This window comes from Bradyrhizobium sp. T-12 (genome assembly GCF_058314695.1).
The window spans coordinates 513524-529438 of record NZ_CM177756.1; the positions used below are offsets into that span (position 1 = coordinate 513524).

Below are 15915 nucleotides of genomic sequence, written 5' to 3' on the forward strand. Positions count from 1 at the left end.
AACCGCTCGTCTTCCTCCAGTGCACGAGCGTGGCCTTTTGAATCCTATTCCGCCGCAGGATGCACGATGGTCTTCGGCGCCGGCCCCGCTTCTGCAGGGGCCGCTCCGTGATGCCCGGTGACCTCGGCGTCCTCGCTGTGCACGATCAGCCGCTTGGCGAAGCGCCAGATCAGGGCGCCGAAATCGTCCATCACCATGAACATCGCGGGCACGAACACCAGCGACAGGATGGTGGAGAAGATCAGGCCGCCGATCACCGCGAGCGCCATCGGCGAGCGGAACTCACCGCCGGCGCCGACCGCGAGCGCGCTCGGCATCATGCCCGCGGCCATCGCGATCGTGGTCATCACGATCGGGCGGGCGCGCTTCATGCCGGCGTCGATCATAGCCTCGTCGCGCGGCTTGCCGGCGTGAATGGCTTCGATCGCGAACTCCACCAGCATGATCGCGTTCTTGGTGACGATGCCCATCAGCATCAGGATGCCGATCCACACCGGCGTGGTGAGCTGCTTGCCGGTGAGGAGCAGAGCCGCGATGGCGCCGCCGATCGAGAGCGGCAGCGAGAACAGGATGGTGATCGGCTGCAGGAAGGTGCCGAACAGCAGCACCAGCACCGCGTAGACCATCATCAGGCCGGCCGTGATCGCGGTGGCGAAGCCGTCGGACAGCTCGTTCAGGCTCTCGGCGTCGCCGGAGGGCGAGACCTTCACGCCCTTTGGCCGGCTCTTCATCACCGGCAGGTCGTAGATCTTCTTGGTGGCGTCGCCGAGCGCGGCCGAGCCGACGAGATCGGCGGCGACCGTCGCCTGCCGCTCGCGGTCGTAGCGGTTGATGCTGGTCGGACCCTGGTCGAGCTTGACGTCGGCGATGACCGAGAGCGGCACGCCGCCCTTCTCGCCATGCTCGCCGAGCGGCACGCGGAGCTGCTCCAGCGTCTTCAGATTGCCGCGGGCGGCGTCCTCGAGCTGCACGCGGATCGGCACCAGGCGGTCGCCGACGTCGAATTTGGCGAGCGCGGGCCCGACATCGCCGATGGTGGCGACGCGGATGGTCTGCGACAGGCTTTCGGTCGAGACGCCGAGCCGCGCGGCGAGATCGGCGCGCGGCTCGACGCGCAACTCGGGCCGCTCCAGCGTGGTTTCCGAGATCACGTTGGAGATGGTCGGAATCCGCTTCATCTGCGTCGCGAGCTCGCTCGCGAAGTTGTTGACGATGTTGGCGTCGACGCCTGTCACGACCAGCGAGATGGCGCGCAGGCCGTTCTCGTCGAGGAACCAGAAGCGGATGTCGGGGATGTTCTCCAGTTCCTGGCTGATCGAGAACTCCAGCTCGCGCTGGGTGATGTCGCGGGCATCCTTGGGCGTGTAGTTGATGATCAGTGCGGCGCGCCGGACTTCCTGCGTACCCGGCGGGACGCGCCCGCCGTCGACGAAGATGCTCTTCACCTCGGGCCGTTTGCGCAGGCGCGCGACGATGTCCTCGGTGACCTTTTCGGTGTAGGCGAGCTGGGTGCCCGGCGGCAATTCGAGGGCCATCAGCGAACGCGCGCTGTCCTGCGCCGGCAGGAAGCCCTGCGGCAGCAGCGTGATGCTCCAGATCGAGGCGGCGAACACGCCGAAACCGATCAGCACCGTGATGAAATAGTGTCTCACCGACCAGGCGACGATGCGGTGATAGGACCGCAGGATGCGCCCGGGCGGCGGCTCCTCGTGATGGCCATGCTTGAGGAAGTAGGCGGCCAGCACCGGCGTGACGAAGCGCGCGGCGAGCAGTGAGAAGAACACCTGCACCGAGACGGTGATGCCGAACTGCTTGAAGAACTGTCCGGCGATGCCCGACATGAAGCTCGCGGGCGCGAAGATCGCGATGATGGTCAGCGAGATCGCGATCACGGCGAGGCCGATCTCGTCGGCGGCCTCGAGCGCGGCGCGATAGGGCGATTTGCCCATGTTCATGTGCCGGACGATGTTCTCGATCTCGACGATGGCGTCGTCGACCAGGATACCCGTCGACAACGTGATGGCGAGGAAGCTGACGAGGTTCAGCGAGAAGCCGAGCAGGTCCATCGCCCAGAACGCCGGGAAGATCGACAGCGGCAGCGAGATCGCGGCAATGATGGTGGCGCGCAGGTCCCGCAGGAACAACAGCACGATGACGACGGCGAGGATGGCGCCCTCGAACAGGGTCGAGATCGCCGCGTGGTAATTGCCGTTGGTGTATTCGACCGAGGTGTCGATCACCTTCAGGTCGACGTCGGGATAGGATGCCTTGAGCGCGTCGACGCGCTTCTGCACGGCCTCGGCCACCTTGACGTCGCTGGCGCCCTTGGAGCGCTTGATGCCGAGCGCGACGATCGGCTCGCCGTTGAAGCGGGCGAAGGTGCGGCGGTCCGCGATGGTGTCGGTGACGGTGCCGAGATCGTCGAGCCGGACCTCGCCGCCGCCGAACAGCGGGATCATGGTGCCGGCGAGGTCGCTCAGCGTCTTGGCGCCCGCGAGCGTGCGGATCGCCTGGTCGTTCTTGCCGATCTCGGCGCGGCCGCCGGCGACGTCGACATTGGTGCCGCGCAGGCTCTGGCTGACATTGACCGCGGTCAGCCCCATCGCCTGCAGGCGGTCGGGGTCGAGCGAGACGAGAATCTCGCGCTCGACACCGCCGATGCGCTCGACCTGCGCGACGCCGCGCACGCCTTGCAGCGCGCGCTTGACCACGTCGTCGACGAAGTACGAGAGCTGCTCCGGCGTCTTGCCGGGCGAGATCGCGGCGTAGGTGACGATCGGCAGGCCGATCACGTCGACGCGCTGGATCAGCGGCTCGGTGACGTTCTGCGGCAGGTTGGAGCGCACGCGCGTCACCGCGTCCTTGACGTCGTTCAGGGCGCGGTCGGTGTTGGTCTCCAGCGCAAACTGGATCGTGGTGACCGACACGCCGTCGGTGATCTGTGAGGTGATGTGCCGCACGCCTTCGACGCCGGAGACCGCGTCTTCGACCGTCTTGGTGACCTGGGATTCAAGCTCGGCGGGTGCCGCGCCGAATTGCGAGACCACGACCGAGATCACGGGAATGTCGGCCGACGGCAGCCGTGTCACCGCGAGCTTGGTGAAGGAGACCCAGCCGAGAATCAGCAGGATGATCGAGAAGACGACCGACGGCAGCGGATTGCGGATCGACCAAGCCGAGATATTGAGAGCCATCAGCGTACCCGCGTGCGATCGAGTTCATCGGCGAACATGGTCTTGATCTGGTCGCCGTCGTGGAGGGACGAACCGGCGTCGGCCACGACGATTTCGCCGACGTCGAGGCCTTCCAGAATTTCCGTTGCGCTGTCGGACGACAGTCCGACCCGCACCTTGCGCGTCTCGATCGTGTTGCCCTTGACGACCTGAATGGTGAGATGGTCGATCGCGGTCTTGGGGATCGAGACGCCGCAGCTTCGCTTGGCGTCGATCGAGGCGCGCGCGAACACGCCGACCTTCAGCGAGGGATTGTTGGTGACGCTGATGCGGACGCGGCCGAGCTGCGTGGCGCGGTCGATCTCGGGCGCGACCAGCCGGACCCGGCCGATCAGGTCGGGTGCGTCGTCGCGGCTGATGCGCACGGTGGCGCCGGAATTGAGCTTGGGCATGTGCACCGCCGGGACCTGGGCATCGAGCTCGATCTCGTTGTTGACGGCGATGCGGAACATCGGGCCGGCCTGCGGCGAGGTCGGCGCGCCGACGATGGTGCGGACTTCGGTGACGAGGCCCGGCGCAGGCGCCTTCAGCGAAATCGGACCTTGCGGGCCGGGTCGCTGCGGCTGGCCCGGGATCTGCGGCGGCGCGGTGAGGTGCGCCAGCTCCTGATTGTCGGCGACGATTGCGCCCTCGGTAACCAGGAGGTCGGTGACCTTGGAGCCTTCCTGGTCGGCGATGACCACGGCCTCGCGTCGCGGCACGAAGAATCCGGTCACGCGCACGAGATCGGAGAAGCAGGCATTGGTCGACTTCGTCACGATGACGAGCGCCTCGCTTTGCGTCTCCTTCGGCTCGGGGCGCTTGCGATGCTCGAACAGGTAATAGCCGACGCCGAGCGCGACCACGAACACCACGGTTCCGGCGGGCTTGAGATATTGGGAGAGATTCATCGCCGGATCATCCTGGCCGGGCTCACGGCCGTCCGCACGAGGCCCATGAAAAGCGTTTCCCTGAAACGAAGCGGCGTCCCGCAAGGCTGCGGGACGCGCGTTGGAAGCGAGACGTTACACCACATCACGACTTGTCACTGCAAAGGGATTACGTCGTGCTCACTTCGATGCGGTGGTCTTGTTTTCCATATTGACGACCTGCACGCGGCGGTTGGCCTCCGCCATCGGCTGGCTCGGGTCCTTCAGCTTGCTCTTGCCGTAGCCGACGGTGACGAGGTCGGTCGCGGAGATGCTGTACTTGTCGACGAGGTAGCGCTTGATCGCATCCGCGCGACGTTCCGACAGGTCCTGGTTGTAGGCTTCGCCGCCGGCGGCGTCGGTGTGGCCGGCAACCACGAAGGTCGAGCCCTTGAGGTCGGGGCTGGTCAGCGCGCGGCCGAGCGCCTGCACTGAGGGCATCGACTTGGCGCTGATATTGGCCGAGTTGTAGTCGAAGGTGATTTCGAGATCGATGTTCGGCTTGTCCTTGGCGACCGACGCGATTTCCTCGCGCTCGGTCGACGACAGCGAACGCGTCGAGCGGCCGCGCACGGACTGGATCAGCTTGGTCTCCGCCGCGTTCGGCGCGGGGTCGGCCTGCGGGGCGATCGAGAGGCCGCGGGTCAGGGGCTTCTTCTGCGCCGGCGCCAATGCGCGGACGATGTCGTCCTCGGTGACGTTCTTGCTGTTGCTTTCCTCGCCCGCGAAGGCGGACGAGGCCGGCAGCGATAGGGCTGCGCCAAGAGTTACAGCAAGAGTGATGACGGACAGGATCGCGGTAAGTCCCTTTGCAACCGATTTCATAACCAGTCCCTCCTGCGCGGCCAGTTCGCGCGGTTCGAAAATTTCAGCAATGAGCCCCCCTGAGAAGGCCGCCTGCGGCATCCGTTGGTTAGTCTTCCCTGGGCCACCAAGGGTTCGAGGCGACGCCTGCCTCAACTCAAAAAAATACTAGCGCACTCCGTAGCTTGCGAATTCCTGAACGATGTTCGGATCCATCGCCTTGGCATTGGCGATATCGAGCGCCCCTTCCTGGGCGGAGCCGTTGCGCTGCTTGGCGAGGCCGCGGCCGTAGAGCGAGGAGGTCAGGCGCGGATTGATCTTCAGAGCCGCATCGAAATCGGCGATGGCGTTCTTGACCGCGCCCGATTTGAGGTTGACGAGCCCGCGGCTGTCCAGCGCATCGACGAAGTTCGGCCGCAGCCGCAGCGCCTCGTTGCAATCCTTCAATGCGCCCTGGAGATCGCCGACCACGGTTCGGGTCCAGCAACGGTTGTTCAGCGCCTCGACATCCTTCGAATTGATCCGGAGCGTGTCGTCGAAATCCTTGATGGCGAGATTGTAGGCGCCCTTGCTGGCATAGACCTGGCCGCGCCGGTACAGCGCGTTCACGTCATCCGGATTGGCCGCAATCTTGGTGGTCAGGCTCTTGATCGTGGGATCGTCGGCCAGGGCCGCGGCACTCGGTCCGCTGTCCGTGCTCGGCGCCGGAGCGGTATCGATCGGTTTGACCGGCGGGGGCGGTGGCGGCGGGGGCAATGCAGCCTCGACCTGCGGCTTCGGCGTCGGGGCCGGCGGAGCTGGAGGTGCGGGGGCCGCGGCGGTGTCGGCCGGCTTCGGCGGCGGAGGCGGTGTCGGCGGGGCGGGCGGTGCCGGTGGCGGGTTGTTGGCGACGACCGGCGGCGGAGCGGGGGGCGCGGGCGACGCGCTCGGTGCCGGACGCGATCCGCCGGCTCCCGGACTGAACGAGAAATCCTCGGCCAATGAAGAGGATATCCACGGCACCTGCTCGCCGCGCGACGCCCTGGTGACGCCCATCTTGGTGCGGTTCAGCGTCTCCTCGGCCATCAGGTCGGGAACGCGGATTTCCTTCAGCAGCTCCTGGACGAACAGGCTGTGATCGCCGCCGGCGTCCGAGACCACCGACGCCAGCGCCGCCGAATACATCACCAGCGTGCCGTTCGGCGCGATGACCGGGGTCAGGCCGGCCGAGAAGCTGCGGAACCGGCGCTCGAACGGATTGCGCCTGGAGGCGTCGATCAGCGCGATCTTGACGCCGGCGCCGCGGGTGTTGAGCTCGCCGAGGACCGTCTCGAGGCTGAACCCGTCGCGGCGCACGTCGGATTCGGTCCAGATCTGCGCGTCGATCGGCAACATGTAGCTCTGGCGCGCCGACTGGATGCCGAAGCCGCTGAAGAACACCAGCGCCACCGAACCCGGCTTGACCTTGGCGTAGAGCTTGTCGAAGGCGCGGCGCATGCCGTCGCCGGTCAGATTCTCGCCGATCTCGACCGCAAAGCCGTCGCGCTTGAGCTCGTCGGCGACGTCGCGCGCATCGTTGATCGGTTCCTTCAGCGGGGCATCCGCGTCCGGATATTTGGCATTGCCGATGACCAGCGCAAAACGGTCACCGGCCGCAAGCGAGGGGGCAGTCGGGACGAGCGAGACGAGCAAGGGCAGAAGAAAAAAGAAGCGAATTTTCATAATCAGCGCGGTCCAGCCAAAAAGGCGCCGTTCCAGCTTGCGCCGCGGCGACCTTAACTTACGCTTCAGGCATTATCAAACCAGGGACGGGGGGCGTCAACCGCTTGGAGATACGGCGTTATCGCGACGATTGACCGCAACGCAAGGGTGCGCCGCAAGGGAATAAAAGGGTTTGTCATGGGCTGTGCTCGACGCGATCCTGTTGGCAGCACGTTAGGGCAACCAAGCCGATGAAAATGTGAGGGGTCTCACATTGAAGGGGCGCCTGCCGTTGCGCCGCGCGCAAGGTTTGACCTTTGCTGCGGACAATGGCTTGCTGCGCAGCATCGTCCCGTAAAGACGCCCTCAGAAAAGCAAAGCAAGAACCATGGGAAACGCCTACGAGATCTACGCCCTGCGCTATGCGACCATGTCGCCGCGCACCCCCAGCATGAACTTCCTGGCGCCCGATCCGCATGACAGCGCGGCGCAGGACCTCGACTATTTCGTCTGGCTGATCCGCGGGGGCGGCCGCGACATCCTGGTCGACACCGGCTTCAATGCCGAGGAGGCGAGCGCGCGGGCGCGCAAGCTGACGCTCAATCCGGTCGACGCGCTGGAGCGCTTTGGCGTCGCGGCGTCAAACATCCGCGACGTCATCGTGACGCATCTGCATTATGACCATGCCGGCAATCTCGATCGCTTTGCGAATGCGCGCTTCCATCTCCAGGAGCGCGAGATGGCCTATGCGACGGGACGCTGCATGTGCAACGGCCTGCTGCGACATCCGTTCTCGGTCGAGCACGTCACGCAGATGGTGCGCCATGTCTATGGCGAGCGCGTCACTTTCTATTCGGGCGACGGCGAGGTCGCGCCCGGCGTCACCGTGCACCGTGTCGGCGGCCATTCCGACGGCTTGCAGGTAGTCAAGGTCGAAACCGCGCGAGGACCGGTGGTGCTGGCGTCCGATGCCGCGCATTACTACGCCAATCTGCAGCGCCGCAGCCCGTTCCCGATCGTCTACAATGTCGGCGACATGGCGGTGGGTTGGGAGACGATCGAGCGCCTCGCCGGCCATCCCGATCGGTTCATTCCCGGCCACGACCCGATCGTGACCGAGATCTATCCGCGGGCCAGCGACAAGGTCGATGCCTGGGCGCTGCATTTGCCGCCGTCGCGGTCGTTTGCGAAATAGGAATTGTCATTCCGGGGCGCGCGTAGCGCGAACCCGGAATGACGAAAAAAAGCTAATACGCCTGCTTCGCGTCGGCCTCTTCGCTGGTTTGGATCAAATCGAGGCTCTGCTCGATCTTGCCGAGCAGCATCGACAGCTGTCTGCGCTCCTGCGCGGAGAGACAGGCGAGGATCTCGTCTTCACGCCGCAGCAATTGCGGGAACAGCTTCTCGTAGAGCGCGCGGCCCTTCGTCGTCAGTTGCAGGCGGAATTCGCGGCGGTCGGCTTCGTTCTCGACCCGCTCGATCAGGTCCTCATTGAGCAGCGTGGTCACCGCGCGGCTGATGGTGGATTTATGCGTGCGGGTGCATTGCGCGATGTACTGCGCGCTGCAGGCATCGTTGCGGAACCCGAGCGTGGCAATCACACGCCAGGCCGGGATGTCGAGGCCGTGCCGCTCCTGATATTCGACCGAGAGCGCGGAACTGACCTCGGCGGCGAGCCGGTTGAGGCGAAACGGCACGAACTTGAACAGATCGAGCCGGGCCTTTCGCCGCCCTGAGGCCTCATCGGCCTCGCGCGCCTTCACTGCAATATCGCCAGATGTCCTCGCCAAGGAGAGCGCTCCGAATTCCAGTTGACGGCCGGCCGGCTCCGGTCCAAAATAGTTGCACGTGAGACTATCTAGCAGATCGCTGCTCTCCTGACCATAGCCGAGGTTCGCGTATGGCGCAGGCCAATCCGCATCAAGCCAAAGCCCAGTTCGGCTATCGCCGCCATCCCGACCAGGACCGCGACGGCCAAGGCACCGCCGAGCATGCGGTCGTCATTGTCGGCGCCGGCCCGGTCGGGCTGTCGCTGGCGATCGATCTCGCCCAGCGCGGCCAGCGCGTCGTTCTTCTGGATGACGCCGACCGCATCGGCGAGGGCTCCCGTGCGATCTGCTTCTCGAAACGGTCGCTGGAATATTGGGACCGGCTCGGCGTCGGTGACCGCATGGTCGCCAAGGGCGTGGTGTGGAGCGTCGGCCGCATCTTTCATGGCGACTCGCAGCTTTATCAGTTCAACCTGCTGCCCGAAGACGGCCACAAGCGGCCTGCCTTCATCAACCTCCAGCAATATTACGCCGAGGCCTATCTGGTGGATCGCGTCAGCGATCTTCCGGAGATCGACCTGCGCTGGCGCAACAAGGTGACGGCGCTGGAGCAGCGCAACGATTCGGTGGCGCTGACGATCGAAACGCCGGAGGGCGCCTATCGTCTGCACGCGCAATATGTCGTCGCCTGCGACGGCGCGCGGTCCTCGCTGCGGCAGATGGTCGGCGCCGAATTCGCGGGCCAAGTGTTCGAGGATCAGTTCCTGATCGCCGACGTCAAGATGACGGCGGAATTCCCGACCGAGCGCTGGTTCTGGTTCGATCCGCCGTTCCATGCCGGCCGCTCCGCGCTGCTGCACCGGCAGCCCGACGACGTCTGGCGCATTGACCTCCAGCTCAATCGTTACGCTGATCCCGTGGTCGAGAAGAAGCCTGAGAACGTGCGGCCGCGGATCGCGCGCATGCTCGGTCACGACAAATTCGAGTTCGAATGGATCTCGCTCTATAAATTCCAGTGCCGGCGGATGGATCGTTTTATCCATGGCCGCGTGCTCTTCGCCGGAGATTCCGCGCATCAGGTCTCGCCGTTCGGTGCCCGCGGCGCCAATTCCGGGCTCGAGGACGCCGAAAATCTGTCCTGGAAGCTCGACCGTGTGCTGCGCGGCATTTCGCCCGCGCGCCTGCTCGAAAGCTACCATGCCGAGCGCAGCGTGGCGGCTGACGAGAACATCCGCGAATCCACCCGTTCGACCGATTTCATGGCGCCGAACTCGCATCAGGAAGCGCGGCTGCGCAAGGCGGTGCTGTCGCTCGCCAAGGAGACCGAGTTCGGCAAGCGCATGGTCAATGGCGGCCGGCTGTCGGTGCCGTGCAGCTACGATTCGCCGCTGTCGTCGCCGGATGCCGATGTGTGGGACGGCGGGCCGCCTCCCGGCTGCTCCATGCTCGACGCGCCGGTTGCCGAGCAGACCTACCTCACGGATGCCTTCCGCAAGGGCGGAACGGATTTCACCTTGCTCTCGTTCAGCAATGGCAGAGCGATTGATGTGCCCGATGGCGTCAAGACCATTCGTATCGGCGGCGAAGGCGGGCTTGCCGATCCCACGGGCCTTGTTGCAAAGCGCTATGACGCCGCGCCCGGCACCGCCTATCTGCTCAGGCCCGACGGCTATGTCGCCGCGCGCTTCCGTCATCCGACCGGCGAGGCGATTGCAGCGGCGTTGTCGCAGGCCCAGGGTCTCAATTGAGGTTTCGCATGCCGTTGTCCACCAGCTCCAATTTCGCGCGCCCCGACGATGCCTTTCGCGCCATCGTCGAAGCGCATCGCGGCCTCAGCGACGAGCAGAGCGCCGATTTCGATGCGGCGCTGGTGCTGATCCTCGCCAACCATATCGGCGACATCGACGTGCTGCGCGAGGCGATCGGGCTCGCGAAGCGCCGCATGATCGACGGCCAGCAGCAACAACAGCAGCAGCAATAACGCTGAGAACTCCAAGAACTCAAAGCAAAGCTCAAAGGACTGATGATGGCGAAGAACTTCGCATCCACCGGCGATCTCGCCGAAAAGAAGATCACCTTCTCCGAGATCGGCACCGATCTCTATGCTTTCACCGCCGAGGGCGATCCGAACACCGCCGTGATCGTCGGCGAGGACGGCTGCCTGGTGTTCGACGCGCAGGCGACGCCGGCGATGGCGAACAAGGTGATCGAGCGCGTCAAGGCCGTCACCGACAAGCCGATCAAATATGTCGTGCTGTCGCATTATCACGCCGTCCGCGTGCTCGGGGCCTCCGCCTATCACGCGCAAGGCATCGTCGCCTCGCAGGAGACCTATCGGCTGATCGAGGAGCGCGGCAAGCAGGATTGGGATTCCGAATATGGCCGCTTCCCGCGCCTGTTCCAGGATGCGCAGAGCATCCCCGGCCTGACCTGGCCGACGCTGACCTTCGAAGGCGAGATGTCGATCTATCTCGGCAAGCGCGAGGTGCGGCTGATGCAGTTGGGGGCCGGCCACACCTCGGGCGACATCGTCGCCTGGGTGCCGGATGCCGAAGTCATGTTCTCCGGCGACCTCATCGAATATCACTCGGCCTGCTATTGCGGCGATGCGCATCTACGCGAATGGCCGCTGACGCTGAACGAGATACGTAATTTCAATCCCAAGGCGATCGCGCCGGGGCGCGGCGACGCGCTGAAGGGCACCGCGACGGTACGCGAGGCCATTGCGATGACGCGCGACTTCGTCACCTCGCTCTATGGCGCCGCCGAAATCTCGGTCGCCAAGGGCCGCAGCTTGAAGGAATCGATGGCGGCGACGCGCGAGGTGATGGATCCGAAATTCCACAGCTTCGCCATCTACGAGCACTGCCTGCCGTTCAACGTGTCGCGCGCCTATGACGAGGCGTCGGGGATCGACGATCCCGTGATCTGGACCGACAAGCGCGACCAGGAGATGTGGGCGGCCCTGCAAGGAGGAGGATAGTCATGAACGTCAACACCTCGCCTGATCAGATCATCCGCAGCTCGGCCCAGGTGACGCCGGGCTACATGTCCGGCTTCGGCAATTCTTTCGAGACGGAAGCGCTGCCCGGCGCGCTGCCGATCGGGCGCAACTCGCCGCAACGCTGCGCCTACGGGCTCTATGCCGAGCAGCTCTCCGGCTCGCCCTTCACCGCGCCGCGCGGCACCAATGAGCGTTCCTGGCTCTACCGCATCCGTCCCTCCGTGAAGCATTCCGGCCGCTTCGAGAAGATCGATGCCGGCCTGTGGCGCTCGGCACCGTGCCATGAATATGATCTGCCGATCGCGCAGATGCGCTGGGATCCGACGCCGTTGCCGAAGGATGAGGTGACCTTCGTCCAGGGCGTGCAGACCATGACGACGGCGGGCGACGTCAACACGCAGGCCGGCATGGCGGCGCATGTCTATCTCATTACCAAATCGATGGTGGACCAGCACTTCTACAATGCCGACGGCGAGCTGATGTTCGTGCTGCAGCAGGGCAATCTTCGCCTCGTCACCGAATTCGGCCGCATCGACGCCGAGCCCGGCGAGATCGTGGTGATGCCGCGCGGCGTCAAGTTCCGCGTCGAGATTCCGAGCGGGCCGGCGCGCGGCTATCTCTGCGAGAATTACGGCGGCGCCTTCACGCTGCCGGAGCGCGGGCCGATCGGCGCCAATTGCCTCGCCAATGCCCGCGACTTCCTCACGCCCGTCGCGCATTACGAGGACAAGGACACGCCGACCGAGCTCTACGTGAAATGGGGTGGCGCGCTGTTCAAGACGCAGCTCGCGCATTCGCCGATCGACGTCGTCGCCTGGCACGGCAATTACGCGCCGTACAAATACGATTTGCGCACTTTCTCCCCTGTCGGCGCGATCGGCTTCGACCATCCCGATCCCTCGATCTTCACGGTGCTGACCTCGCCCTCGGAGACCGCGGGCACCGCGAATATCGACTTCGTCATCTTCCCCGAGCGCTGGATGGTGGCCGACAACACCTTCCGTCCGCCTTGGTATCACATGAACATCATGAGCGAGTTCATGGGCCTGATCTACGGCGTCTATGATGCCAAGCCGCAAGGCTTCGTGCCCGGCGGCATGAGCCTGCACAATTGCATGCTGCCGCACGGCCCCGATCGCGACGCCTTCGAGCATGCCAGCAATGGCGAGCTGAAACCGGTGAAGCTGACGGGGACCATGGCCTTCATGTTCGAGACGCGTTACCCGCAGCGGGTGACCGCGCATGCGGCGAATGCGTCCACGCTGCAGGATGACTACGCGGATTGCTGGAAGGGCCTGGAGAAGAAGTTCGATCCGAGCAAGCCGTAGCGTTCTTCCCCTCTCCTCTTGTGGGAGAGGGTGGCTCGCCGCCTGGCGGCGAGACGGGTGAGGGGTTCTCTCAGCGAGCGAACCTCTCATTTTTGAATACGCGGATAGAACCCCTCATCCGGCGCTTCGCGCCACCTTCTCCCGCAAGGGGAGAAGGAACAAAGAATCGGGCCAAACGTGACAACCCACCCCAACGACCCCAGCCTTCGCTCCTTCATCGAGGTCGATCCGTCCTCCGACTTCCCGATCCAGAACCTGCCCTATGGCGTGTTCTCGACCTCTGCCAATCCGACGCCGCGGGTCGGCGTCGCGATCGGAAACTACGTGCTCGATCTCTGGGAGCTCGAGCAGGATTCCCGGCTCGACGTCGGTCCGCTCGGCGTGTTCTCCGGAGGCTCGCTCAATCCCTTCATGGCGCTGGGACCGAAGGTCTGGAGCAAGACCCGAGCGCGGCTCAGCGAATTGCTGCGTCACGATCATCCGGAGCTGCGCGACAACGAGGAGCTGCGCAAGCAGGCTCTGGTGCCGATGCGCGATGCCAAGCTCCACATGCCCTTCGCCGTCTCCGGTTACACCGACTTCTATTCCTCAAAGGAGCACGCCACCAATGTCGGCGTGATGTTCCGCGGCAAGGACAATGCGCTGCAGCCGAACTGGCTGCATATGCCGATCGCCTATAATGGCCGCGCCTCCACCGTCGTGGTGTCAGGCACCAACGTGAAGCGCCCGCGCGGGCAGCTGAAGCCGCCGAACGTCGAGGTGCCGAGCTTCGGGCCCTGCAAGCGGCTCGATTTCGAGCTCGAGATGGGCGTCGTGATCGGCCAGCCCTCGCCGATGGGCGGCATGCTCAGCGAGCAACAGGCCGAGGAGATGATCTTCGGCTTCGTGCTGCTCAACGACTGGAGTGCGCGCGACATCCAGCAATGGGAATATGTGCCGCTCGGCCCGTTCCTGGCCAAGGCGTTCGCGACCTCGATCAGCCCGTGGGTGGTGGCGCGCGAGGCGCTGGAGCCGTTCCGTCTGAAGGGACCGGAGCAACAGCCCGTGCCGCTCGATTACCTCAAACAGGCAAAACCGCAGAACTACGATGTCGAGCTCGACGTTGCCTTGCGCGCCGCCGGCGCCAACGCGCCCGCCAGCATCAGCCGCACCAATTTCAAATACATGTACTGGTCCTCGGTGCAGCAGCTGATGCACCACGCCTCCTCGGGCTGCGCCATGAATGTCGGCGATCTCCTCGGCAGCGGCACCATCTCCGGCCCGGAGAAGAACCAGCGCGGCAGCCTGCTCGAGATCAGCTGGAACGGCACCGAGCCGGTCGAGCTCCCCGGCGGCGCCAAGCGCTCCTTCCTGGAAGACGGCGACAGCCTCGTCATGCGCGGCTGGTGCCAGGGCAACGGCTACCGCATCGGCTTCGGCGAGGTCGAGGGGACGATTCTGGCGGCGGAGTGAGTTGCCCACCCTACGAGACCTATCGCTTCTCCGGCGGCACGTCTCGTATCCGCGCGCAATGCGCGGCGACATCCTCCACGCTGTACTTCAAGTGCACGCGCTTGTCGGACGGTGCCTGCTTGCTCGTGCAGACGCCCGGCCGCCATTCCTGCATGGGCCGGATCGGACGTGGCGCAAAGCCGCCGCCGCAGTTCGGGCAGACGTTGGACAGTTTGGTCTCGACGCAGTCCGCGCAGAAGGTGCATTCATAGGAGCAGATCCGCGCGTCCGTTGCGTTTGGCGGCAGGTCGCGGTCGCAATATTCGCAGTTCGGCCGAAGCTGGAGGGCCATGGCAAAATCTCCCGGATCGTCGGAGATCATCGCAGATCGCGCCCGCGGTGCGAATGACGTAGTTCCCTCGATTTCAGCCGGGCTCTAGCGATGATCCAGCGCCGCTAGCCGCCGGCCTTCCACGCCTTCGTCACCGCGCCGATCTCCGCACCTTCCGGCTCGCGCACCGCCGACGGCGTGCGCGAGAACCGCGGCGCCGGTGCCGGCTGCTTCACGCCATGGCGCTCGACGAAGACGTTGCGGGCGACCATGTGCGGATGCTTTGTCGCCTCCGACATGGTCAGCACCGGCGCGAAGCAGATGTCGGTGCCTTCCATGATCTTGCACCAGTCCTCGCGCGTCTTGCTCTTGAACACTGCCCTGAGCTTCTCCTTCAGCGCCGGCCAGGCCTTGCGGTCCATCTGCGCGTCGAAATCGGCGTCCGTCAGGCCGGCGTGCTCGCGCAGCAGGGCGTAGAACTGCGGCTCGATCGAGCCGATCGAGACGAAATGGCCGCAGGCGCATTCATAGACGCCGTAGAAATGCGCGCCGCCGTCCAGAAAATTCTGGTTGCGGCCTTCGGTCCAGCGGCCGAGCGTCGTCATGTCGAAGAAGAACGACATCAGCGAGGCCGCGCCGTCGCACATCGCGGCATCGACCACCTGCCCCTTGCCGGACTTTTGCGCCTCCAGCAGCGCTGCGAGCACGCCGACGACGAGATAGAGCGCGCCGCCGCCGAAATCGCCGACCAGGTTGAGCGGCGGCACCGGCGCTTCCTTCGTGCCGATCGCGGCAAGCGCGCCGGTGATGGAGATGTAGTTGATGTCGTGGCCGGCGGCATTCGCCAGGGGGCCTTCCTGGCCCCAGCCGGTCATGCGGCCATAGACCAGCTTGGGATTGCGCGCGAGCACGACATCAGGCCCGAGGCCGAGCCGCTCCATCACGCCGGGGCGAAAGCCTTCGACCAGCGCATCGGCACTCGCGAGCAGGTCGAGCACCTGCGCGATCGCCGCCTTGTCCTTGAGATCGAGCTCGATCACCTTGCGGCCGCGGCCCGCCACCGACTTCATGCTCTTCCTGGCGCCGACCCGGTCGAGCGTGACGACGTCGGCGCCCATGTCCGCCAGCATCATGCAGGCAAACGGGCCGGGTCCGATGCCGGCGAATTCGACGATGCGGAAGCCCGAGAGCGGGCCGGAGGCGCGGACGGTCGAGGTGGGGGCTGATTTGTCGAGCACGTTGTTGTTTCCTCGGGTCGCGGGCGAATGCCGGTGATCCGGCAATCGTCTCCGACATTTCTTCTGTGGAGCGAGTTAATCGGCCGATTAACTTTTCTCGCCTTCGCGCCGGCGAGGCAAGCGGTTTTCATGCCGCATGGCCAAAATAAAACGGCGCGCACCGAAGTGCGCGCCGCGGAAAATTTGTGT

Annotated in this window: 13 protein-coding genes; 6 read left to right on the forward strand and 7 right to left on the reverse strand. The window is 65.1% G+C overall.

Going from position 1 to position 15915, the window contains the following annotated elements; translation table 11 throughout:
* Window positions 1-44: 44 nt before the first annotated feature.
* From AC0WRY_RS02475 to AC0WRY_RS02490, 4 genes are all read right to left on the reverse strand, one after another.
* Window positions 45-3194: an efflux RND transporter permease subunit gene (locus AC0WRY_RS02475; protein WP_194405524.1), complete on the reverse strand. Its 3150-nt coding sequence runs from the start codon at window positions 3192-3194 to the stop codon at window positions 45-47.
* Window positions 3194-4123, reverse strand: coding sequence for an efflux RND transporter periplasmic adaptor subunit (locus AC0WRY_RS02480; protein WP_491122607.1), 930 nt, complete (start codon window positions 4121-4123; stop codon window positions 3194-3196). Before AC0WRY_RS02480 ends, AC0WRY_RS02475 begins: the two co-directional genes overlap by 1 nt.
* 159 nt (window positions 4124-4282) lie before the next feature.
* Window positions 4283-4966 carry an OmpA family protein gene (locus AC0WRY_RS02485; RefSeq protein WP_491122608.1) on the reverse strand — a complete coding sequence of 228 codons (684 nt, stop codon included), beginning with the start codon at window positions 4964-4966 and terminating at the stop codon, window positions 4283-4285.
* Between the two features lie 147 nt (window positions 4967-5113).
* Complete coding sequence (locus tag AC0WRY_RS02490) at window positions 5114-6646, reverse strand: caspase family protein (RefSeq protein WP_212069066.1); 1533 nt, start codon at window positions 6644-6646, stop codon at window positions 5114-5116.
* Between the two features lie 367 nt (window positions 6647-7013).
* Between AC0WRY_RS02490 and AC0WRY_RS02495 the strand changes: the two genes are divergently transcribed.
* Window positions 7014-7820, forward strand: a complete 807-nt coding sequence (locus AC0WRY_RS02495) for an N-acyl homoserine lactonase family protein (RefSeq protein ID WP_194405528.1) — start codon at window positions 7014-7016, stop codon at window positions 7818-7820.
* 52 nt (window positions 7821-7872) lie between these two features.
* Here AC0WRY_RS02495 and AC0WRY_RS02500 read toward each other — a convergent pair whose 3' ends face one another.
* Window positions 7873-8415: a MarR family winged helix-turn-helix transcriptional regulator gene (locus tag AC0WRY_RS02500; RefSeq protein WP_212069064.1), complete on the reverse strand. Its 543-nt coding sequence runs from the start codon at window positions 8413-8415 to the stop codon at window positions 7873-7875.
* A gap of 110 nt (window positions 8416-8525) precedes the next feature.
* Here AC0WRY_RS02500 and AC0WRY_RS02505 point away from each other — a divergent pair, with 110 nt between their 5' ends.
* The 5 genes from AC0WRY_RS02505 to fahA all read left to right on the forward strand — a co-directional run bounded on the left by AC0WRY_RS02505 (window position 8526) and on the right by fahA (window position 14178).
* Window positions 8526-10142: an FAD-dependent oxidoreductase gene (locus AC0WRY_RS02505; protein WP_491122609.1), complete on the forward strand. Its 1617-nt coding sequence runs from the start codon at window positions 8526-8528 to the stop codon at window positions 10140-10142.
* Window positions 10143-10150: 8 nt separating this feature from the next.
* Window positions 10151-10375 (forward strand): DUF2783 domain-containing protein, encoded by a 225-nt coding sequence (locus AC0WRY_RS02510; protein WP_194405531.1) that lies wholly within the window; start codon window positions 10151-10153, stop codon window positions 10373-10375.
* A 45-nt stretch (window positions 10376-10420) separates the two neighbouring features.
* Window positions 10421-11377 (forward strand): MBL fold metallo-hydrolase, encoded by a 957-nt coding sequence (locus tag AC0WRY_RS02515; RefSeq protein WP_194405532.1) that lies wholly within the window; start codon window positions 10421-10423, stop codon window positions 11375-11377.
* 2 nt (window positions 11378-11379) lie between these two features.
* Window positions 11380-12726, forward strand: a complete 1347-nt coding sequence (hmgA, locus tag AC0WRY_RS02520; RefSeq protein ID WP_491122610.1) for a homogentisate 1,2-dioxygenase — start codon at window positions 11380-11382, stop codon at window positions 12724-12726.
* 177 nt (window positions 12727-12903) lie between these two features.
* Window positions 12904-14178: a fumarylacetoacetase gene (gene fahA, locus AC0WRY_RS02525; RefSeq protein ID WP_194405534.1), complete on the forward strand. Its 1275-nt coding sequence runs from the start codon at window positions 12904-12906 to the stop codon at window positions 14176-14178.
* 19 nt (window positions 14179-14197) lie between these two features.
* On the opposite strand, the gene AC0WRY_RS02530 is transcribed toward fahA, so the two are convergent.
* Window positions 14198-14509: a DUF1272 domain-containing protein gene (locus AC0WRY_RS02530; RefSeq protein ID WP_194405535.1), complete on the reverse strand. Its 312-nt coding sequence runs from the start codon at window positions 14507-14509 to the stop codon at window positions 14198-14200.
* Between the two features lie 104 nt (window positions 14510-14613).
* Window positions 14614-15726, reverse strand: coding sequence for a CaiB/BaiF CoA transferase family protein (locus AC0WRY_RS02535; RefSeq protein ID WP_194405536.1), 1113 nt, complete (start codon window positions 15724-15726; stop codon window positions 14614-14616).
* Between the last annotated feature and the right edge of the window lie 189 nt (window positions 15727-15915).

Bases quoted from the DNA above. Each gene is read 5' to 3' on its own strand.
- AC0WRY_RS02475 (WP_194405524.1), bottom strand. From the start codon at position 3,194: ATGGCTCTCAATATCTCGGCTTGGTCGATCCGCAATCCGCTGCCGTCG.
- AC0WRY_RS02480 (WP_491122607.1), bottom strand. From the start codon at position 4,123: ATGAATCTCTCCCAATATCTCAAGCCCGCCGGAACCGTGGTGTTCGTG.
- AC0WRY_RS02485 (WP_491122608.1), bottom strand. From the start codon at position 4,966: ATGAAATCGGTTGCAAAGGGACTTACCGCGATCCTGTCCGTCATCACT.
- AC0WRY_RS02490 (WP_212069066.1), bottom strand. From the start codon at position 6,646: ATGAAAATTCGCTTCTTTTTTCTTCTGCCCTTGCTCGTCTCGCTCGTC.
- AC0WRY_RS02495 (WP_194405528.1), top strand. From the start codon at position 7,014: ATGGGAAACGCCTACGAGATCTACGCCCTGCGCTATGCGACCATGTCG.
- AC0WRY_RS02505 (WP_491122609.1), top strand. From the start codon at position 8,526: ATGGCGCAGGCCAATCCGCATCAAGCCAAAGCCCAGTTCGGCTATCGC.
- AC0WRY_RS02510 (WP_194405531.1), top strand. From the start codon at position 10,151: ATGCCGTTGTCCACCAGCTCCAATTTCGCGCGCCCCGACGATGCCTTT.
- AC0WRY_RS02515 (WP_194405532.1), top strand. From the start codon at position 10,421: ATGGCGAAGAACTTCGCATCCACCGGCGATCTCGCCGAAAAGAAGATC.
- hmgA (WP_491122610.1), top strand. From the start codon at position 11,380: ATGAACGTCAACACCTCGCCTGATCAGATCATCCGCAGCTCGGCCCAG.
- AC0WRY_RS02530 (WP_194405535.1), bottom strand. From the start codon at position 14,509: ATGGCCCTCCAGCTTCGGCCGAACTGCGAATATTGCGACCGCGACCTG.